At 44.3% G+C, this 22,269-nt stretch carries 17 protein-coding genes; 11 read left to right on the top strand and 6 right to left on the bottom strand.

From position 1 onward, the window contains the following. Positions 1–5: 5 nt before the first annotated feature. On the bottom strand, positions 6–2,195 hold the full coding sequence (locus V6M43_RS06645) for an alpha/beta fold hydrolase (protein WP_332733534.1): 2,190 nt from the start codon (positions 2,193–2,195) through the stop codon (positions 6–8). An 85-nt stretch (positions 2,196–2,280) separates the two neighbouring features. Between V6M43_RS06645 and V6M43_RS06640 the strand changes: the two genes are divergently transcribed. The 5 genes from V6M43_RS06640 to V6M43_RS06620 all read left to right on the top strand — a co-directional run bounded on the left by V6M43_RS06640 (position 2,281) and on the right by V6M43_RS06620 (position 8,562). Beyond that, positions 2,281–2,712 carry a hypothetical protein gene (locus V6M43_RS06640; RefSeq protein ID WP_332733532.1) on the top strand — a complete coding sequence of 144 codons (432 nt, stop codon included), beginning with the start codon at positions 2,281–2,283 and terminating at the stop codon, positions 2,710–2,712. A 92-nt stretch (positions 2,713–2,804) separates the two neighbouring features. After that, positions 2,805–3,863 carry an L-rhamnose/proton symporter RhaT gene (gene rhaT, locus V6M43_RS06635; RefSeq protein WP_332733530.1) on the top strand — a complete coding sequence of 353 codons (1,059 nt, stop codon included), beginning with the start codon at positions 2,805–2,807 and terminating at the stop codon, positions 3,861–3,863. Positions 3,864–3,901: 38 nt separating this feature from the next. Next, positions 3,902–6,022 (top strand): bifunctional aldolase/short-chain dehydrogenase, encoded by a 2,121-nt coding sequence (locus tag V6M43_RS06630; RefSeq protein WP_332733528.1) that lies wholly within the window; start codon positions 3,902–3,904, stop codon positions 6,020–6,022. A 24-nt stretch (positions 6,023–6,046) separates the two neighbouring features. Continuing rightward, complete coding sequence (locus tag V6M43_RS06625) at positions 6,047–7,321, top strand: sugar isomerase (protein WP_332733526.1); 1,275 nt, start codon at positions 6,047–6,049, stop codon at positions 7,319–7,321. Next, positions 7,321–8,562 (top strand): FGGY-family carbohydrate kinase, encoded by a 1,242-nt coding sequence (locus tag V6M43_RS06620; protein ID WP_332733524.1) that lies wholly within the window; start codon positions 7,321–7,323, stop codon positions 8,560–8,562. Before V6M43_RS06625 ends, V6M43_RS06620 begins: the two co-directional genes overlap by 1 nt. Here V6M43_RS06620 and V6M43_RS06615 read toward each other — a convergent pair. Next, positions 8,553–9,254: a PKD domain-containing protein gene (locus tag V6M43_RS06615; protein ID WP_332733522.1), complete on the bottom strand. Its 702-nt coding sequence runs from the start codon at positions 9,252–9,254 to the stop codon at positions 8,553–8,555. The two genes, V6M43_RS06620 and V6M43_RS06615, sit on opposite strands and share 10 nt — an antisense overlap. 316 nt (positions 9,255–9,570) lie before the next feature. Then, positions 9,571–9,996, bottom strand: a complete 426-nt coding sequence (locus V6M43_RS06610) for a PKD domain-containing protein (protein ID WP_332733520.1) — start codon at positions 9,994–9,996, stop codon at positions 9,571–9,573. 672 nt (positions 9,997–10,668) lie between these two features. On the opposite strand from V6M43_RS06610, the gene V6M43_RS06605 reads away from it, so the two are divergent. Then, positions 10,669–11,685: an aldo/keto reductase gene (locus V6M43_RS06605; RefSeq protein WP_332733518.1), complete on the top strand. Its 1,017-nt coding sequence runs from the start codon at positions 10,669–10,671 to the stop codon at positions 11,683–11,685. 15 nt (positions 11,686–11,700) lie between these two features. Beyond that, a complete protein-coding gene (locus tag V6M43_RS06600) occupies positions 11,701–12,330 on the top strand; it encodes a flavodoxin family protein (RefSeq protein WP_332733516.1) in 630 nt (209 codons plus the stop codon). A gap of 4 nt (positions 12,331–12,334) precedes the next feature. Here the strand turns inward: V6M43_RS06600 and V6M43_RS06595 are convergent, their stop codons facing one another. After that, positions 12,335–13,231 carry a helix-turn-helix domain-containing protein gene (locus V6M43_RS06595; RefSeq protein WP_332733514.1) on the bottom strand — a complete coding sequence of 299 codons (897 nt, stop codon included), beginning with the start codon at positions 13,229–13,231 and terminating at the stop codon, positions 12,335–12,337. A 189-nt stretch (positions 13,232–13,420) separates the two neighbouring features. Here V6M43_RS06595 and V6M43_RS06590 point away from each other — a divergent pair, with 189 nt between their 5' ends. Beyond that, positions 13,421–14,539 (top strand): aldo/keto reductase, encoded by a 1,119-nt coding sequence (locus V6M43_RS06590; protein ID WP_332733512.1) that lies wholly within the window; start codon positions 13,421–13,423, stop codon positions 14,537–14,539. Positions 14,540–14,603: 64 nt separating this feature from the next. Here V6M43_RS06590 and V6M43_RS06585 read toward each other — a convergent pair whose 3' ends face one another. Continuing rightward, entirely contained in the window at positions 14,604–15,668 is a 1,065-nt protein-coding gene (locus V6M43_RS06585) for a carboxymuconolactone decarboxylase family protein (protein ID WP_332733510.1), read from the bottom strand. Positions 15,669–15,679: 11 nt separating this feature from the next. Further along, on the bottom strand, positions 15,680–16,093 hold the full coding sequence (locus V6M43_RS06580) for a (R)-mandelonitrile lyase (protein ID WP_332733508.1): 414 nt from the start codon (positions 16,091–16,093) through the stop codon (positions 15,680–15,682). A 395-nt stretch (positions 16,094–16,488) separates the two neighbouring features. Here V6M43_RS06580 and V6M43_RS06575 point away from each other — a divergent pair, with 395 nt between their 5' ends. From V6M43_RS06575 to V6M43_RS06565, 3 genes are read left to right on the top strand one after another with little or no spacing between them, the layout of a single operon-like run. Beyond that, on the top strand, positions 16,489–19,404 hold the full coding sequence (locus tag V6M43_RS06575) for a SusC/RagA family TonB-linked outer membrane protein (protein WP_332733506.1): 2,916 nt from the start codon (positions 16,489–16,491) through the stop codon (positions 19,402–19,404). A gap of 21 nt (positions 19,405–19,425) precedes the next feature. Beyond that, complete coding sequence (locus V6M43_RS06570) at positions 19,426–20,943, top strand: RagB/SusD family nutrient uptake outer membrane protein (RefSeq protein WP_332733504.1); 1,518 nt, start codon at positions 19,426–19,428, stop codon at positions 20,941–20,943. Between the two features lie 24 nt (positions 20,944–20,967). After that, positions 20,968–22,269, top strand: coding sequence for a DUF3472 domain-containing protein (locus V6M43_RS06565; protein WP_332733502.1), 1,302 nt, complete (start codon positions 20,968–20,970; stop codon positions 22,267–22,269).

Raw genomic sequence — 22,269 nt, 5'->3', positions numbered from 1 at the left:
GTTCATCACTGCCCCATCAATCTCTTCACAGCAGCAATTACAACTTCCGGTTTCTCGCGTTGGATAAAATGCCCGGACTCAACAACCTGAGCACGAACATTTGGTTGCTGCTTTGACCATTTTTGTAGTTCGGAAATCCATATCTTCTTGAGAGGTGCTTCGGATGCCGACCATTCTTTTAAACTGCCTGCAATTAATAGCTCGGTTTTCCCTTTATACAACTTATCTGACCTGCTTGCCTGGTTCATTGCTGGCATCATCGCATCAAACTCATCCTGGGCTGCCTCATTATTAGCATTGCGTGTAGCAACCAGTAGGGTGAATTCATCGGGAAACTTTAATGCCATCTCATAATAACTTTCTTTACTGACAGGGTCCACCAACAACAAACCCTTCGTTTCTGTAGGATACATCGCCGCAAATGCCCGGGCAAAAGCACCCCCCCAACTCCAGCCACCTATGATATAAGGCCCTTTGATGCCAGATTTGTTGAGTGCCTGATGCAATTCCTCCGCTACCCGGTTGGCCGTGCGGCTCTGAGAACAGGCTTCCGAATCTCGGTACCCCGGACGGTCATAGGTTATTACAATGGCCCCCTTTGACAACTCCGGCACAATACTGCTCCAGCAAGTATGGTCACTGTTGCCTCCGGCTTCAAGCACTAACACCGGCCCCTTGTTACCCGTTTTATACAATACCATTTCATGGCCATCTACCATAACCCGTAAGGTATCCGGACGGTAAGTAAAGGCTTCGATGATTCCCTGCACACGGCGCTTTTGACTAGAATCAATTTCAATAGATTTTTTATAATTATAAGCAGCTGCCTGGTATTGACCCATTCTTCCCAACGCTTCTCCATAACTATCATAAACATTAGAAGACCGGGGGAATAATTTCGTATTCAGTTCAAATAATTTCAGTGCGCCCGCAGCATCATTATGTTCGCGCAGTCGTTCATATCCCCATCTATTCACCAGGTATTCAGCACTCGTCATATCATATTCTTTCTTTTGAACTTCTGTAAGTGCCATAAAGCTATCACAGGCAGCAATAACCGAACTCGTCATTATCTGCCTGCGTAAAGCATTCGCAAGTGTTTTTTTCTTAGGTTCCAGGGGCAAGTCATATAATACCGCTATGATATCACGGAACAGTGGAGTGGTTGCTCCCGATGTATTATCCAGCACAACAACAAAATTCTGCTCCTCCGGAAAACGAGCCAGCTCCGTGAGGAAACCATTTATTCCTCCACTATGCCATATCATGTTGATCTTCTTAGAACTATCCCGGGTAGGAATGTTCTCATTAAACCAGCCATATCCCGCATTCATACTTCCACCAATGGAAATATATCCCCTGAACATTTTCTGTTTAAGTGAATCACTTAATAATTTGTTGCTATAGAGTGCCTGGTTCCACCGGTTCAGATCTTCCACAGTTGAATAAAGCGACCCCGCTGAATACGGAAGGGCCATATTCAAAAAGGGAGCATTCCTATAGCCACTGAGTTTCTGTTCATATCCACTTGCCCTGTTCCCGATCAGGTACTCATGCATGTCATACCCAGTTTCCTTCATACCCACTCCATTCAGGATCTTTTCCTCTAGCTGCTTCTCATAACTATTACCACTAACCGCTTCTATTATAGCGCCAAGTATAAAGTACCCTGAATTGCTATAATTGAACCTGCTGCCGGGTTCAAATTCAAGGTCGCCACTGCAATACGTTTTTATAAAGTCGTGAACCTTATAATATTTTCCTGAGTTGGGAAAGAAGCTATCATCTTCTGTATAGTTCGGTATACCTGATCCGTGCGTCAACAAATGATGTATAGTAACCCTCTCACCTGTTTCCTTTCGGTAGTTGGTAAGATAATCAGTGATCTTACCATCCAGCCTGAGTTTCCCTTCTTCTACCAACTGCATGATCAGCATAGAGGTGAATTGCTTGGTGATAGATCCCAGCCGGAACTTAGTTTGGGTTGTATTCGGAATATTCCACTCAAAGTTCGACATCCCCACTGCGCCTTTATAAACCACTTCATCTTTCTCTGCCACCAGTACAGAACCATTAAATAGTCCCTCGTCAGAATAATACTTTACCAATGCTTCGATTTTTTCCGATTTTGATTGTGCCCTAAGCATGGGAGTAATAACAATCAAAAGAACCAGGAGAAGGATAGTTTGTTTCATATTAGGTTTTAAAATAACGCATTTGATGGTATAGAGCAACTACTATGGTATATTTATTGAAGTATTTAATCTCAAAATCTTTTGTATGAAGAATATTATTTTCATTTTAAGCGCATTCATATTTTTCTCTTGCAGTGAACCTGCAGAAAAAGATACGGCAGACCAGAAAATTGAAGAAGGACTCGACCAATTAAAAGAAGGGCTTGAAATGAAAGCAGATTCTGCAGGCGCTTACCTTGAAGCACAAAAGGCTAAGGCAGAAGCGGAGATCAATGCCCGGATGAAAGATCTTGATGCCCGCATCGACGAACTCGAAAAGGATGGCAGCAAGAAAAGCAAGGAAGCCCGCATTGAACTGGAAGAGGACCGCACTGAACTCGAAAAGAAACTGGATGAAATAAAGAACAGCTCTGAAGCCACCTGGGAAAAAACCAAACAAAGCCTTGATACAACTTTCCGCAAGGCCGATACAAAATGGCAGAAGATAAAAGGAGATTTTAAAGACCTGTTCAATTAAACGTCCTTAACAGCATTTCACCTGCGCATCGTTTTGGTTTTACCATATTGATTAACTTCCATGGTAGTACGCTTTACAATTAAACCAAAACGATGCAGGCTATTTTTGGAATTCTCTTTCATTTTATCGGGGGCTTCGCCTCAGGAAGTTTTTATGTTCCTTTCAAAAAAGTCCGCCAATGGTCATGGGAATCTTACTGGATCATTGGCGGACTTTTTTCATGGCTTATAGTACCTCCTCTGGCAGCCCTCCTTACCGTACCAGGATTTGGTTCTATCATCAAAGAAGCAAGTTCGTCTACGCTGGGCTGGACTTATTTCTGGGGTGTACTCTGGGGTGTTGGCGGACTCACCTATGGTCTGGGAATCCGTTACCTCGGCATGTCGCTGGGTAACTCTGTTCTGCTTGGATTAACAGCCGCCCTCGGATCTCTGCTCCCCGCCTTCTATTACAACTACGCCCCATCTGAAGGTAAGATCACCTTCTCGCAGATGCTTGCTTCAAGTGGCGGACAACTGGTACTTCTCGGAGTGCTGGTATGCCTCATAGGTATCGCCATCTGCGGTTATGCAGGAAGACGCAAGGAACTGAAGGCCTCTCTCACAACCCGTGTTGAATCGCAGAAAGAATTCAACCTGAAAAAAGGACTCACCTTCGCCATCATTTCAGGAATCCTCAGCGCCTGCTTCAACTATGGCATCGAAGCCGGTGATGAACTCTCTCAACTCTCCGTCAGCCGGGGTTTCAACCCGCTCTTCCAGAATAATGCTACCTATGTGGTACTACTCTGGGGTGGACTCACCACCAATCTCATCTGGTGCGTATACCTGAATTACAAAAACCGATCCTTTAAAGACTATACCGATAAATCTTCGCCGCTGGCCAATAACTACCTGTTCTCTGCACTGGCAGGAACTACCTGGTACCTTCAGTTCTTTTTCTATGGTATGGGTGAAAGCAAACTCGGTAATGGAGCCTCCTCCTGGATCCTTCATATGGCGTTTATAATCCTGGTCTCTAACTTCTGGGGACTGGCACTGAAAGAATGGAAAGGAGTGGATAAGAAAGTACTGGGGATTTTTGTCCTGGGTTTGCTGACCATCTTCCTTTCGGTGATACTGGTAGGTATTGGAAACTCCATGTCGGTGTGATGATTTTTATTTTAGTAACTGATTGATAATTGAATATTATGGCAGAAGTTCTTAGGTCTTTCAAATACGTAAGTTATTTGTGGGATGATGAAATAGCCGCTACCATGGAAGGTGATGAAGTGGCATTACTTGTGTATCGTTCCAATCTCCTTGGCGCCGATCTTCGGCTCACCAATTATGGCGGAGGCAATACCTCTTGTAAAGCGATGGCTACTGATCCACTCACGGGCAAACAGGTGGAAGTGATGTGGGTGAAAGGTTCTGGTGGTGACCTCTGTACTATGAAACGGAACGGACTGGCAGCACTTTACGTTGACCGCCTCCGCAGTTTAAAAAATATCTATAAAGGCATTGAGCAGGAAGATGAAATGGTGGAACTGTTCAATCATTGTATCTATGACCTAAGCTCTCGTGCCCCATCCATCGATACCCCGCTTCATGGTTTTCTTCCATTTAAACATATAGATCACCTTCACCCCGATGCGGCTATTGCCATCGCTGCCGCAAAAGATGGCAAGAGTATTACAGAGGAACTTTTTGGCGGAACCATCGGCTGGGTTGATTGGCAAAGGCCGGGTTTTGATCTTGGACTGAAATTAAAACAATGCCTCGATGAGAACCCGGGAATCAGGGGAATCATGTTGGGCTCTCATGGGCTTTTCACCTGGGGTGATACCGCCTACGATAGTTATATCAATACCCTCGAAGTGATCGAACGTTGTTCTGAGTACATTGATTCCGCCATTAAAAACCAAACTGCAGTGTTTGGCGGAGAAAGGATAGTATCACTCCCAGCAACTGCACGAAGAGCAACTGCGGTAGCCATAGCGCCCATCCTGCGAGGACTATGTTCTTCCCAAAACAGGATGATCGGTCATTTTACGGATGATGACAGAGTTCTCCAATTTATCAATAGCCATCACCTAAGCCGGCTGGCACCGATGGGAACCAGCTGTCCCGACCATTTTCTTAGAACCAAAATATCACCCATGGTGCTTGAATTGTCGGGGGATGATTTTCACTCCCCCACAGAGGAACTTAAGCATCGAATAACTCCTCATTTTGAAGATTACCGGCAGAAATATGCCGACTACTACAACACCTGCAGGCATGCTGATAGTCCCGCCATGCGCGACCCCAACCCTGTAGTCATCCTACTTCCCGGCGTGGGTATGTTTGCTTTCGCAAAAGATAAGCAGACCGCTCGCGTGGCCTCCGAATTTTATATCAACGCCATCAACGTGATGCGTGGCGCCGATGCCATCTCTGAATATACCTCCCTGCCGCACCAGGAGGCTTTCAATATTGAATACTGGCTTCTCGAAGAGGCAAAACTTCAGCGAATGCCCAGGCCTAAACCCCTCAGTGGAAAGATTGCCCTCGTAACGGGAAGTGCCGGAGGCATCGGAAAAGCCATCGCCAGAAAGTTCGCTTCCGAAGGCGCCTGCGTAATTCTCAACGATATCAACCAGGAAAGACTTGATGGGGCAACAGCGGAATTTCATAGAGAGTTTGGAAAAGATAATGTGGCCTCCTGCACTTTGAATGTTACCGACGAAAATTCTATTACAACAGCCTTTGATGCTGCATCCCTCGCTTTCGCTGGTGTCGACATCGTGGTTAATAATGCTGGCATCAGCATCTCCAAACCAATAGAAGACCATACCATACAGGACCTCGACAGGCTGTATGATATTCTTGTAAAAGGCCAGTTCCTTGTCTCAAGGGCTGCACTTGCCGTTATGCGAAAACAGGAATTGGGAGGTGATATCATCAATGTTGTTTCCAAGAATGGGATCCTGGCCGGACCTAATAATGCCGGTTACGGCAGCGCCAAAGCGGCACAGGCACACCTAAGCCGGTTGATGGCCGCTGAATTGGGAAAAGACAATATCCGCGTTAATACGGTTAACCCCGATGCGGTGATCTCCGACAGTAATATCTGGAGTGGTGGCTGGGCCGAAGGAAGGGCCAAAGCCTACGGCATCACCGTTGAAGAACTGCCGGCTTATTATGCCAAACGCACATTGCTGGACGAAACCATCCTGCCCGATGATATCGCTAATGCCTGCTTTGCTTTTGTAGGTGGGCTCCTGAATAAGTCCACCGGTAACACACTGAATGTTGACGGCGGGGTAGCTGCCGCCTTCATACGTTGACCACCATATAAAAAGAACGATTTTATGTACTTAGATCCATCCCGCATCCAGGAATTAAACCAACCCCTGGTCGCGGAACATAAACGAAAATTCGAATTTCATGCGGCAGGCGCTGCCGGTATTGAAACTGTTATCCAAAAGCTGATGGCGTTCAATGTGGCTATCCCATCATGGGCGCTGGGAACAGGTGGCACCCGCTTTGGAAGATTCTCTGGTGCCGGCGAACCCGGAAACCTTGAAGAAAAACTGGATGATATCGGTTTGCTTCATGCCCTCAACCGAAGCAGCGGCGCCGTTTCACTTCATATCCCCTGGGATATTCCGGAGCATTATGCTGCTATCCGCGCCAAAGCTGCCCAACTGGATCTAGCCTTCGATGCCGTCAACTCCAACACATTCCAGGACCAACCCGGCCAATTGCTCAGTTATAAGTTCGGATCACTTCAACATGTGGATGCCGCCGTCAGAAGACAGGCCATCGACCATAATATTGAAGTGATCCGCCATGGAATTGAGTTAGGTTCTAAGGCACTGACCGTTTGGCTCAGCGACGGGAGCTGCTTCCCCGGTCAACTGAACTTCCGACGGGCCTTCCAGAATACACTGGAGAGTCTTCAGGAGATCTATAAACAACTGCCGGCCGACTGGAAACTTTTTGTGGAATACAAGGCTTATGAGCCGAATTTTTATTCTATGACAGTGGGCGACTGGGGCCAATCTCTGCTCTTCGCCAATAAATTGGGTCCGCAGGCTTACACACTGGTTGATCTCGGGCACCATTTGCCCAATGCCAATATCGAACAGATCGTGGCACTTCTTCTCATGGAAGGTAAACTTGCCGGCTTCCACTTTAACGACAGTAAATATGGGGATGATGACCTCACGGTTGGAAGCATAAGGCCCTACCAGCTCTTCCTTATTTTCAATGAACTGGTGGAGGGGATGGATGCCCGCGGAATGGATCATGCCACCGACCTGGGATGGATGATCGATGCTTCACACAATGTAAAAGACCCGCTGGAAGACCTGCTTCAATCGGTGGAAGCCATCCTCATTGCATATGCCCAGGCGCTGATACTTGACCGTAAAAAATTGGAGGAAGCACAGCAATCTAATGATGTGGTGAGAGCCCAGGAAATTTTGCAGCAGAGCTTTCGAACTGATGTGCGCCCTTTTGTGGCGGAGGCTCGTTTGCGCAGTGGTGGTGCACTTGATCCGCTGGGATGTTTCCGATCACTTAATTTGAGGAAGGAACTAATCCGTGAACGAGGTGCCAAAACTATTGCAACCGGATTATAATGGCGGCTAAAGAAGTAATTGCAGTTTTTGATATCGGGAAGACCAACAAAAAGTTGATCCTTTTTGACAAGGACTACCAGCTTGTTTGGGATTACTCAACACAGCTTCAGGAAACAACTGATGCAGATGGTTTCCCCTGCGAAGATATCAATGCATTATCAAGTTGGATGCTCTCATCATTGCAATCAATCCTGGATAATCCCGGTTATAAATTGCGGGCAATAAATTGTGCGGCCTATGGCGCCAGTTTCGTTTTGATTAATGAGGTGGGAGAGGTTATTGCACCCATCTGCAATTATCTTAAACCTTATCCAGAATCCCTTCTCGATCAATTCTATGTGAGGTATGGTGGCAGGATAGAACTCTGCCGGGCAACAGCGTCACCAGCACTTGGAAGCCTGAACTCCGGTCTCCAGCTTTACCGGCTCAAAAATGAAGATCCGGAATTGTTCAGCAGGCTGCATTATGCCCTGCATCTTCCACAGTATCTCGCATACCTTCTTACAGGCCATGCCTTTTCGGACATCACCAGTATTGGCTGCCATACACATCTTTGGAACTTTGATAAATCCGATTACCACGATTGGGTTTACCGGGAAGGCATTGATAAAAAGCTGGCACCAATTCATCCAAGTAGTGGAATTGCTGGTTATTACCAGAAAATCCCTGTGGGGGTTGGATTACATGATAGTTCAGCCGCCCTTGTTCCCTACCTGCAGACCTTCCAGGAACCATTTATTTTATTGTCGACCGGTACCTGGTGCATAAGCATGAACCCCTTTAACCATAGCTTACTCACTGATACAGAGTTGCAGAAAGATTGTCTCTGCTACCTGAGTTATGAAGGCCGTCACGTTAAGGCCAGCAGGTTGTTCTTAGGTTACGAACACGAACAGCAGGTAAAAAAACTTGCCGCTCAATTTGATAAACCCCTCCATTATTATAAGCATCTCCGATATGATCCTGCACCCGAAGCAGGCTATGAAAAAGCCTACCATCAGCAGGTGCAGGATTTGGTACAAAAACAGGTGGAAAGCACAGGCCTTGTTCTTCAGGAGGGTAACTGTAAAAGGATCTTTGTTGACGGCGGCTTCAGTAGAAACGACGTATATATGAAAATGCTGGCTGCGGCATTCCCTGCATATGAAATATGTACGGCAGAAGTAGCACAGGCCTCTGCTTTGGGGGCTGCAATGGCTATGCATGAACATTGGAACGCGTTGATGCCATATCATGGTTGAAAAACAACTTTTACATTCGGCGTATCCTGCAAGTCATTAGATTTCGTATCGAATATTAATAGATCACCGTATTTGTATTGATGGGTCATATCCGTATACTCCTCTATAGAATATCCATAGTGATCAGTTTCATCATCGTAATCAATCACTTCAATCCAGGATGGATCAAAGTCACGCTGAATATATACTTTGAATTTTTTATCAGGTGGAACGTTTAATGGAAAAGAGGGTATTCTAACTATTGCTCCCCACCATAAATGATTGGTCCAGGAGAGATTATTGAAAATAATCTCTCCATTATCAATTGACTTGAGATTAACTCCAAGTGTCAGGGTATCTTTTACCACTTTGCCTCCCACATCCGTTACAGAAAGCTCAATTTCATATTTACCGTTCTTCAACTCTTTTAATAGCACATCATTATCACTGGATGGTGTGATCTTTACTTCCTCCGGTCCACTGAGTTTGGTCCATTTTAATGTAAAGACGTTGGATTCGGCATCAACAATACTTGGATTTATCCGGATAGCCGGGAAAGGATAATCTTGTATATCACTGCCCACATTCACGATTGGCGGAGTGTTGTTGTCCACTATAATTGGGTCAATAACTCGGTCAGGGCTATCCTTTTCAGGTGTGCATGCTATTCCAACCAGAAATAGTAGGAAGCAACAATTAAGGAACTTTTTCATAACAAAGGTTTATACTTGAAATTATTTTCTCCTTACTCGAAAACAACTTTGACAGAAGAGGTGCCCGTGGTATTTCCACCGTAAGAATAAATTATTAAATAGGGGAGTAAATTACTTACCGGCTCATATGAATAAGTCTGCATCCAATCGTAGGGAGATTTGACCTCAACCCATTCAGGATCGTCGTCGCTTTGTATAAATATTTTATATGCCCTGCCGGCTTCTGCGATGTATATAAAATCAGGAATTTTTAAATACATACCACTCCAGTCGTCATATTCCCAAGCACGATCCTTGAAGTAGAGTTCTTTACTGTTTAAAGGTTTAGTTCCACATTTATTGAAATAGTGTCTTTGCCTACCAGGCCCATGGAATCTTTTGCTTCCAGTACAAATTCATAATCACCATTCACTAGGTTACTGATAAGTGTCGAAGGGAGATCCTTAGTTTCAATCCTGTAAGATTCAGGGCCGTTGATTTTATTCCAGGTGAAACTTAAGGAATCACCTTGTTCATCATAAGCCCCACTGTGCAATTGTATTTTACTAAAAGGAAATTTTACCAGATTATCTCCTATCCCCACATACGGGGCAGTATTAGTTGGAGGAGGAGGCGGTGGCGGAGGTATGGGTGTACCAGCGGGTGGATCAATTGGTGGCCGTATCACAGTATTATCTTTATTACAGCTTTGACCGGCAAATAAAATCAGGGATAAACCCCAAAGAAGGAATACTTTTTTCATGGCTTAAGGTTTTAATAAGCATTATTCCACGCTATTTAATAGTTCATTTAACCCCATCCGAACCCTTTCCGAAGGATGCTCGAAGGATTGCCGTAGGATTGTCGAACAACCATGCACGAATAGGATATATTAAATAGTTGATCTTTCTGAAGAGAAGCGAATCCAGTTAAAACTATTATCTATTATGGAGAAGTTTTTTCCAATGCGACGGGATGATTGCCGCTATCGACAGACTCCTGCCTTTAAACGATTAAAACTTTCTGTCGAGACTACAGGTTGACTATTAGGTTAGACTTAGGTTAGACTTAGATTAGACTTAGATTAGACTGCAATCACTATGAAACGGCTACGAAATCGCTATACCCAGCGGCCGGGATCACTACGGCGCCGCTACAGAACCGCTATGGAATCACTACAGAATCACTACAGAATCGCTACAGAATGATTACAAATTCGCTACGGAATCGCTACAGAATGACTACAGAAAACGAAGTCTATTGTGAAGTAATGTTTTAAAAACCAATGTACTGTCACCTAAACATAACTGACATATATCTCCCCTGCGCGCCTGCCGAAAGCTTGCTGAAGGCAGGAATATTGGTAGTTAAATCAGTAATGCGTATAAATAATGCCCCTTCTTTCTATCGACCTTTGCCTCATTAACATAACAATATGCAAAACGATAAAATAAACACCCTCACAACAATGCCTTCCCGCATATTAGGGAAGAGCGGATTGGAAGTTTCAGCACTGGGACTGGGATGCATGGGACTCAGCTTTGGTTACGGTCCGGCCACAGACAAGCAGGAGGCCATCAAACTATTACAGGCCGCATATGATAATGGCATCACCTTCTTTGATACAGCTGAGGCTTACGGCCCATATGATAACGAAATATTACTTGGTGAAGCTCTGGCCCCTTTCCGGAACAATGTGGTCATTGCCACCAAATTCGGATTTAAAGAAGGTAAGACAGCCTTGGGATTAGACAGCCGCCCTTCAACCATCAAAGCAGTTGCCGACGCCGCACTAATAAGACTGAAGACCGATCATATTGATCTCTTTTATCAACACCGCGTAGATACTTCTGTTCCTATTGAAGAGGTTGCCGGAGCCATACAGGAATTGATTCGGGAGGGCAAGATCCTTCACTGGGGATTGTCTGAAGCGGGGGTGGCAACCATCCGTAAAGCACATGCCATTCAGCCCGTTGCTGCACTCCAAAGCGAGTACTCATTATTCTTTCGGGAACCCGAAGAAGAGATCATCCCAACATTGGAAGAACTGGGCATTGGCTTTGTCCCATTCAGTCCACTTGGGAAAGGTTTCCTTACAGGAGCCATCAATGAACAAACACTATTTGATCCCACCGATTTCAGAAATATAGTCCCGAGATTTTCGGAAGAAAACAGGAAGGCAAACCAGGCAATGGTTGACATGGTAAAAGCTATCGCCGTAAAGAAAAAAGCCACACCCGCGCAAATTGCCCTGGCGTGGCTGTTGGCTCAAAAACCATGGATAGTTCCCATTCCCGGCACCACTAAATTTCATCGCCTGCAGGAAAATATAGGTGCTGTGTCTATTGAATTGACCCCGGCCGACCTGGAGCAGATCGAAACAGCGGCTTCAAAAATTACCATCCAGGGAGAAAGATACCCCCAGCATCTGCAAAAGCAGGTGGGAAAGTAATTCTAACCACAACGCATGAACTCGAAAATAAAATACTGGTTAAGCATCTTCGCGGTTTCCTGTTTACTGTGTGGCTGTTCAAGAGCACAGAAGCCGGGTGCTGAAAAATCATCCCGGCCGGAGGATAAAAAGGTGTTGATCGTTTATTTGTCGCGTACAAAAAACACCAAAGCAGTTGCTGAAATGATTCACCGGCATATTGGTGGCAAACTGGTGGAACTTGAATTGAAAAATCCCTATCCCGCACATTATCAAACAACCGTTGACCAGGTGGCCCGCGAAAATGCCAGCGGATTTTTGCCCCCACTTAAAACTTTCATTGACAGCATAGAAACATACGACATGGTGTTTATTGGGTTTCCCACCTGGGGCATGCAACTGCCTCCGCCCTTCAAGAGTTTTTTGACACAATACGATCTCCGTGGTAAAACCATTATCCCTTTTAATACCCATGCTGGCTATGGTGTGGGCAGCGGATTTGAAACGATCAAACAACTCTGTCCAAACAGTAAGATGCTGAAAGGCTTTTCAACAGAAGGCGGAAAAGAAAGAGATGGGATTCTTTACGTTATGCAAGGGAGTAAAGCTACACAGGTGGAATCATCCGTTAAGCAATGGCTGAAAGAAATCGGAATTATAAAATAACACCTTAATTCAAATGCCTGTATTCATTGGGTGATACGCCCACCTTTTGCTTGAATAGCCGGGTGAAATGCTGGGGATACTTAAAGCCCAGATCATAAGCCACTTCACTGATTGATTTCTCCTTATCATAAATGCGTTCTTTCGCCAGATCAATAAGTTTTGCCTGTATATATTCCTGTGCCGATTTCCCTGTCTCCTTTTTAATGAGGTCGCCAAAATAGTTGGCAGATAAATGCAGGGCTTCAGCACAGTATCCAACTGATGGCAATCCGAGGTTCTGTGGTTTCTCAGAACTGAAATAGTTATTCAACATGTCTTCAAACTTTTCTAATATGCCTTTGATGCTGTTATCCCTTGTTATGAACTGGCGGTCATAGAACCTTGTACAATAATTCAGGAACAATTCAATATTAGAGGCAATCAGGGTTTTACTATGTTTATCTATCGAATGTTCGATCTCATACTGGATCTTGGCAAAACAATCAAGTACGATCTGCCGTTCTTTATCTGACAGATGTAATGCCTCATTAACATCATAAGAGAAGAAAGAATAATTATGGATCTGCTTACCCAATGGAGTTCCTTTGATCAGATCGGGATGAAACATTAAGGCCCATCCCTTCGGTTCGAAAGTGGTTACATTTGGCTGAACACCCAGTACTTGTCCAGGTGCTATGAACACCAATGTTCCTTCCTGGAAATCATAATGGTTTCTGCCATATTTCAGCTCCCCGCATTTTAATTCCTTTAAGTATATGGCATACATACTGAAATGAAAGGTCTTTGCAGGCATGGGATTGGCTTTCGACAAATCCAAAACACTGATGAGTGGATGCATTGTCTTCACCCCGCGTAATTGGTTATAGGTTGCTATGCTATCCAGTTGAATGATCTCTTCCATGACTTCTGTTTTTTGCTTATATAAAATTACTGGTTCTTTTACAGGGTAAATCATATCCCTCCTCCAATCGGTAATAATGGTAAGGAATGCAGTAATCCATATAAGCTTAAGCTTGTAAGTAAAGCTGAAATTTGCAATAGCATCGTTCAAATGATGCCAGCAGATTTCATCAATTAATAAATTGCAGGTATGGATAACAACAATCGCCGACGGTTCCTGAAAGCAGGCGCAGCAATCAGCAGTGCATTCTTACTCTCGCCAACACTTGGACTCACTAATACGAGATCAGAAAAAAGATCCGAGACTCCAACCGATAGCAAAAAACGTGTATTGGGTTCAGGAAGTCAAAGGCTCGAAGTTTCAGCATTGGGATTAGGTTGCATGGGGATGAGCTACCATCGAAGTTTTGTTCCCGATAGGAAGGCAATGATCGGGTTAATTCGTAAAGCGCATGATCTGGGCGTAACCTTCTTTGATACTGCGGAAGCCTATGGCCCATTGGTGAATGAGGAACTGGTGGGTGAGGCATTGCAACCGATAAGAAAGAATGTGATCATTGCAACCAAATTCGGATTCATTGATGGTAAACCAAGCCTGGGACTTAACAGTCGCCCGGAGAATATCCGGAAAGTGGTGGAGCATTCTCTTAAGAGTCTGCGGACAGACTATATCGATCTGTTATACCAGCACCGCGTTGATCCCAAAGTACCCATGGACGATGTTGCGGGCACAGTGAAGGACCTGATAACAGAAGGTAAGGTGAAATTTTTTGGTCTCAGTGAAGCGAACGCTTCAAACATTCGTAAAGCACATGCAGTTCAACCACTCACCGCCTTACAGAGTGAGTATTCTATCATGACCCGGCAACCGGAAAACGATGTGATCAAAGTTTGTGAAGAGCTGGGTATCGGCTTTGTTCCTTATAGCCCCCTGAGCAGGGCATTACTTTCTGGTTATATTCATGAGCGTACCAAATATATTGCGGCCAATGATAACCGTCCCACCTTGCCACGTTACCAGAAGGATGCTATCATCGCCAACTGGCCTATAATTGAGATACTGAAAGATTTTGGTGATCATCGCGGACTAACTGTTGCCCAGGTAGCCTTGGCATGGCTGATGGCACAGAAGCCATTTATCGTTCCCATACCAGGAACTACCAAGCTTGCTCATCTGCAGGAAAATATGTGGTCGGCCAATTATACTTTCACACAGGAAGAGCTGCAAAAGCTGACAGCTGACTTATCTAAGATCAAAATTGTGGGCGATCGATACACGGGCACTGCGGCACAACAAACTAATAAGTAGTGGAATATCGAAATGGAAAAGGGTTACAGTTTTGTAACCCTTTTTTTATTGATAAACAGATTAGTCATTTGATCTTAAGAGTTGGGATAAGAGGATCTGTTTCTACCAGCTCAAGTCCCTTCACCATATTTGCAGTTCCATTCTTATACTTCAGAAAATGTGGGGTTTTCAGGTGCAACTGGTATGCTTCTTCATTGGCGTAAATCTCCAGAATGGTTAGGTGAGTTGGTCTTTCTTTTTCAAACACGGCATATAAAGTTAATACACCCGGTTCCTTTTGAATGGACGCTTCAATCTCTTCTTTTAAAAGTACCTTATATTTTTCCAACTGGTCGGCATCAACCTCAACTTTTGCCAGCCTTACTTTCTGAGGATTTCCATTACCCTTAAAAGATTCTTCCTTCTTCTGTGGTGAAATTATTTTCTTGAGTGTGGCCCTTGCCGATTCTGCCCGTTCTATTCCAATATGCATCTCCGTCAGATCGAATATTTCCTTTAACTGCGCTTCGGTCATTCCCAGTTTTAAGCCAATGGACAGATGGCCCTGTAATTGTGCTTCCACACCACTCATGGCCGATAATACGGAGATGGTTATAAGCTCGCGCTGACTGTAGGTGAGCAGATCGCGACTGAAAATATCGGCAAACAAATGCTCTTTCAGAAATGTATCGATCACCGGTGAGAATGCATTGTAACCTGTTTTAGGACCTCTTTCCTCACGACCAGTGAGTGCTTGCAAGGTTCGTTTTCCCCGCTCATATTTTGTGACGGAGTCTTTAATGGGTGAAGCATCCTTTCCCGTTATATCTTTTATGCCTTTTGCTTTTCTCTCCTCAAGCACCCCCATAAAACTGATTATACCATTCAGACTCCGGGGAAACCCACAATAAGCGTAGAGATGCACAAGCGTTTCTTTGATCTCATTGATGGTAAGTCCCGCATCTAGTGCCGCATTCAATTCCATCTTCAATTTCTCTATGTTGCCAACTGCAGTTAGTGTGGCAATTCCCGACATGCTTTTCTGCCTGGCATTTAGGGATACACTATAGTTAGTTTGCGCACTGATGGGTTGTACTATACACAGCAAAACCAGAAACAGCAGCTGTACCTGAAAAAATGTTTTTACCATATTGGTGATTGTTATTTGTTTTTTGCAGTACCATATTCTGCATCAGTGACTGCCTCAAGCCATACTACGCTTTGATCGTTAAGGATGTTTGTAATGGCAATATGCACGAACATGCTATTGGCTGATGCGCCATGCCAATGCACAGTATTTTCGGGGATGGTTACAACATCTCCTTTTTTCAAAGGCCTTGCCGCCTTTCCCTTTTCCTGGTAAAATCCTTCCCCCGATGTAATAATTAGGGTCTGACCCTTTGGATGAGTATGCCAATGGGTTCTTGCACCTGGTTCAAATGTAACATTACCAATAGAATAATCATTGTTGTTGTTGCGGGTAACCAGTGGCGTTAGGAAAGCATTTCCTGTAAAATAAGTATTTGGTAAAGGATCTCCTTTCGGGAAGATTAAGTTGTTGTATTGGGTAATCATCTCTCCTTGATTTTTTGAACTTTTACAGGCTGCACTGGATAGGATACAAATGAAACATACCAATTGAAGGATCTTCATAAACTATTAATTGTTGTCAGAATGTCGATGCGCCGCAGCATAAAGGTCCCATCTTTTATCCGCTTGCTACTGATACAGATTACTGTTTCTACTACCAGAATCACTGAATCAGCCATCTCCTCTTATTATTCAATTAATATGTCGTACATATTATCCTTATATTAAATTTTGCGCAAACGATTGCCTTTCTATATCAAACGTTTGCATTTTTTTGTTGGCGTATTTGCATCATCATACAGGTAAATCTTATTCGGCAAAACGGTTCATATTCGTTTGGAAGATGATTGATAAACATCAATTGTAAAAACCAAACGAGTATGAGAAATTTTTTGCTATTAATTGCATTCCTGGCAATAGGCATATCGTCTGTTGCGCAAAAAGTTCCTGTAAAGGGAACCGTCCGGGATAAGTCCGGAAATTCATTACCCGGCATCTCCGTTACAGAGAAGGGTACTTCCAATGTTGTTGTTACTGATGATAAGGGTGGCTTCAGTATTTCAGTGCTGGAGAAAGCCATCTTGGTACTGACAGGTGTTGGTTATGCCAGCCAAACTGTTGAAGCAAAGGGAGGTAGCACGCTTGCTATTCAACTGGATACAGAAGCTGCTGAATTGCAGGAAATAGCAGTGGTCGGTTATTCCACTAAGAAAAAATCGCAGTTATCCAGTGCAGTATCGGTGGTGTCGGCAGAAAAGCTGACGGATGTAACTTCCAGCAACCTGAACTCTTTATTGCAGGGTAAGGCCCCTGGTGTGGTGGTATCCTCTGCTTCCGGAGATCCCACATCAGGATCGAGTGTGGTGATTCGCGGTGCAGGAACAATTAATGCAAGTACCAGTCCGCTTTATGTTGTGGATGGAAATATCGGCGGTACCTATAATCCAACCGATGTTGAATCAGTTACTGTTTTGAGAGACGCTGCCGCAACTGGTCTGTATGGTTCAAGAGCTGCCAATGGTGTGATCATCATTACCACCAAATCCGGAAAAGCTGGTAAAACAAAAATCGAGTTGAATTCTACCATAGGTGTTGCCCAGGCCACAACAGGTAATTTCAAATTGATGAATTCACAACAGCTCTATGATTACCAGCAAACTTTCTATACTCCTGATCCCGCTGCCATCAATAACAATACCGACTGGTGGGATCTTGCATTCCACAACGCGATGGTTAACAGTTATACCCTTAGTGCAAGTGGAGGAACAGAAAAAAGCCAGTTTTATGTTTCCGGAAACTATTACCGTGAGGAAGGTACACTCATAGAAAACAGCAATGACCGGTACAATTTCAGGGCTAATCTAACGAGCAAGCTCACCCAAAAGCTTAAGCTTACAACCATGCTGAACGGAATATTTATCCAGGATAAATATAACCCGGATGCAACCGTTTATGATGCCTATCTGAACCTTCCCTTTGATGCGGCGTATAATGCCGATGGCACCCCGGTTGATGCACGTTATGGTACCTGGTATGGCCGCGACCGCGACAATTTCCTTCATTCACTACAGTATAATACATCAAAGGCTCGCAGCTTCAACATGAGCGCTGATGTTAACCTTGATTATACCGTATTAAAGAATCTTACTCTTTCTACGTATAACCGTGCCCGTATTTACCACTATAACAGTGATTCTTATTACGATAAACGTTCCAAGGAAGGCGCTACCAACAGCGGTTCAGCCTATATGAGCAATGGCTTTAACACAACCCTGGTATCTTCAAACCGTTTGCGTTATGGCGTTGAAATGGGCCAACACAGCCTGTCGTTATTAGGGGTATATGAAATCGAAAAGGGATATTCAGAAAGCAGCGGTGCTTCTGTAAAAGGATTGCCTCCAGGTAGAGATGCCTTTAGTACGGCAACAGATATAATTCAGAATCCTTATGGTGGTAATGACCGTTATATGTTCAGTAAATACCTGGGACAGGCAGATTATAGTTTTGCCAATAAGTATTTTGCCGTTGCTTCCCTCGTAAATGAATTTTCTTCCCGCTTCGGTGTAAATAATCCGGCTGCAACATTTTATCAGCTGGGAGCAAGCTGGATCATCAGCAATGAAAATTTCATGACAGGTATTGACCCGGTCAGTTTCCTGAAACTTCGCGCCAGTTATGGTACTACTGGAAATGCTGAAGGTATCGGGTACTATGCATCTATGGGACTCTATAGTATTTCCACCGGCGCAAGTTATGCCGGCCTGCCAGGCGCAGCACCCAGCCAGAAATCAAATCCAGATCTGACCTGGGAAAAGTCTAAGTCAATGAACCTGGGTATTGATATGAGTTTCTTTAAAAGGATTGATCTGTCGGTTGACCTTTACAGTAAAGAAACCTCCGACCTTCTCTTCTTCCGCGGATTGCCCGCCACTTCCGGATTTGATGGTGTGTATGAAAATGTTGGAGCCATTCGTAACAGGGGTGTGGAATTCAATCTTACCACTAAGAATATCGTAAAAAAGGATTTCAGCTGGGAAACCAATTTCAATATGGCTTTCAACAGGAACAAGGTACTTGAGATAAACGAAGGTCGTACTGAAGTAAACACGGGCGCTCGTCAGCCTATTGCTGTTGGTCGTGATATGGACGAATGGTTTATGCCTGTTTGGGCCGGCGTTAATCCTGACAATGGTGATCCATTATGGCAGAACCTGATCATGGATGCCGATAATAAAAATTATATCACCTATACGAATAATTACAACCTGGCATCACGTGTTTATACAGGTAAATCTGGTGCCCCGAAATTCACAGGTGGTTTATATAATAACCTTCGGTATAAAGCCTTTACACTTTCTGCTTTCGTCAATTTTGTTTACGGCAACTATGTTTACAATGATAGCCGGTTTTATTTCGACAATGATGGTTTATATGAGAGCTACAACCAGATGCAGCTGGCAGAAGGCTGGAATCGCTGGACCAAGCCTGGTGATATCGCAACACACCCTAAACCCATCCATGGTCGCTCAGATGCATCCAACGCAACTTCTACGCGTTACCTTGAAGACGGAAGTTATCTGCGGCTGAGAAACATCACCCTTGGTTACAATCTGCCCGAGCAGATTACTCAATCGCTTCGGATAGCAAATTTTCGCGTATTTGTTAGCGGCGATAATCTCTATACTGCCACTAATTTTTCCGGAACAGATCCGGAAGTTGACCTGGGCTCTGGTCAATCCAGCATTAAATATCCCATCAGCAGGAAATTACTTGTTGGTTTAAACATTACCCTTTAAGCATCCTGAAAATATTGAAACATGAAACAATCATTTATATCTGCATCACTGCTTGCTGTTGTTCTGGTGACCAGCCTGGGTTCCTGTAGAAAAACGTATCTGCCCTCAACGGCAATTGATGAAAATTCCGCTCTCTCTAATGCGGGTGATATTGAAACCGCAACCATAGGTACATATGCCTTATTCAAAAACGAAGGCTACGTTCGGAGCGGCCACTTTTTAATGGAATATCCCAGTGATGAAATTGCACAGGGACAAAACTCTTCCGACGATCTGACCAGAGCATATCGTTATACACACCTGGTTACTTCTTCGCACCCTCAATTGTTCTGGTCGCAGGCTTATAAGGCAGCAGGTGCAGCAAACAGGATCATTGAAGTAATACCAGATAATGCAACTCCTGATCTGCTGCAATTAAAAGGAGAAAATCTGTTTATCAGGGCGATGATGCATTTCAACCTGGTGCGCATTTTTGGACGTCCCTATTCGCAGGGAAGCGGACTTGATGCCGGTGTGCCTATCCTGAAAGATGGGTTAACAGAAGAGGAAAAGCTGACAGTGCCCAGAAGCACGGTAAAAGAAGTGTATGAATTTGTAATAACTGACCTCCTCAGGGCGGCTGAATTTATGACACAGCCAAAATCAAATTCATTTGCCTCAAGGGAAGTTGCTTATGCTTTATTATCGCGGGTTTATCTCTATATGGAAGATGATGCCAAAGCAATTGAGTATGCGAACCTCGTAATTGGAAATGATATTCCCGGAACGGCTGCCACCGGTCGCTACCAGTTATTGCAGGGCGCTGAGTATTCTAATTATTTCAGAAATGCACCGGATGGAAATAAGGAAACAATTTTCTGCATCCGCCATATCAAGACAGAAGATCGTGGATATTCTGCAATTGGCTCCATGTACTTCAGTGGAGATGCCAGCGGCAATGCGCAAAACCAGGCATTCAGCGGATGGGGTGAAATTTATGCCTCTGAAAAATATGTGAATTTCCTGAAGCAACAACCTGGCGATCGCAGGCTTTCCTTTATTTCCAGTTATACGGTAAACGGTGTTCAGCAAATGAATACTAAACTGACACCCAATACTCCCATGCATTATATCAATAAATATAGTTTGCAGGAAGGGATCGTTAACCTAAGCTCACCTGTATATATCCGTCTCGCTGAATTATATCTGAATCGCGCCGAAGCCAATGCGAAACTGGGTAATACTGCAGCAGCACTGGAAGATGTAAACCTGATTCGTTCCCGTGCAGGCGTTGCACCTTATACAGAAGCCGACCTAACGGTGATGAATAAATCAATTCTTGATATTGTATTGGAAGAACGTTGGCTGGAGCTCGCTTTTGAAGGCCATCGTGTGTATGATCTATTCCGTAACAATCGGTCTATGATCCGGAATTATCCTGGATCGCATGTGGTAGGTGGTAACGTAAACCAGACGATCCCTGCTGCTGACAACCGGGTTATATTCTATATTCCGCAAAGCGAAATTGATAAGAACCCGGCGCTCTCTCAAAATCCTTAAGCGTTCATTTTAAAAATTATGTCGATGCTACTAATAAAACAAATCATGGGTTGGGGACTTTTCTTATCTGCCCTTGCCTGTGGTAAATCTTCAACGGGTGGCGATAATATACTAACCCCGGAACCCGTAATTACGGGTACCAATATTCCACTTGGTGGAAATGCTTATCTGGTAGAAAAGCCTGTTGGTGCAACAGAGAAAATTGAAGCTACGGGCCTGGTGGGCTGGACAAATGCCTCTACCGTTTGTGCAGTTTATTTTCTTGTAGAGAAACCAGGTGAAGTTTCAATTGCAATTAAAGGCAGAGTTCTTTCAGGTAGCAGTACCATAGAGATAGGTATAGGCGACAAAACCTTTCGAAAGGAATTGACGAATACGACTGTAAAAGTGATCAATATTGGATCAGTGCAACTGACCCAACCTGGTTATCTGAAACTGACGTTGCGGGGTATTCAGAAAACAGGAGCAGAATTTGCAGAGGTATCCGATATCGTAGTGCATGGCGCCGCTGCAACGCAGGTAAAATTCGCCAATGATCCCGAGAATTTTTACTGGTCGAGACGAGGCCCTTCTGTTCATATGACCTATTCGATTCCCACTGAAACCCAGGTGGAATGGTTTTACAATGAGCTTACAGTTCCGGTTGGAGAAGACAAACCCGGTTCATTTTTTATGAGCAATGGTTTTTCGGGTGGCTACTTTGGCATCCAGTCGAGAGCCAATGACCGCTGGGTTTTATTTTCTGTTTGGGATCCTGCAGTTGGACAAGGAACAACGCAGGCCATTGAACAGGGCGAAAATGTGGTGGTACAGCGTTTTGGTGGAGAAGGAACAGGGGGTCAGAGCTATCTCGTTTATGACTGGAAAGCTGGTACTACATATCGTTTCCTTACCCGGGGCCGGCCCGATGGCGCGGGCAATACACTATTCAGTGCATGGTTTTACGCCCCCGAATTGAACAAATGGACTTTTATTGCAACCTGGAAACGACCTAATACAAACACCTATCTAACGGGCAATCATTCCTTCCTTGAGAATTTTTATGATGAAAACGGATGGATGGAAAGGAAAGTAAATTTTCATCAGCAATGGATACTCCCGCATTCAGGTGCCTGGACGGAGATCACTTCAGCCCGATTTACCGCAGATGCTACTGCACGCAATAAGCAACGTTTTGATTATGCAGGCGGGCTCAGTTCCAATGAAGGGTTTTTTCTGCGAAACGGCGGTTTCTTTTCTCCCGCTGTAACGATGGATCAACAATTTTCCAGGCCTGCTAAAGGGCAGGCACCAGTAATCAATCTTGAAACATTACCAAAAAAATAA

The sequence above is a fragment of the Flavihumibacter sp. genome (assembly GCF_036676075.1).
In the GTDB taxonomy this organism is placed as follows: domain Bacteria; phylum Bacteroidota; class Bacteroidia; order Chitinophagales; family Chitinophagaceae; genus Flavihumibacter.
The sequence above is the reverse complement of the archived record's forward strand: the minus strand, read 5'-3'. Positions and strand labels throughout refer to the sequence as shown.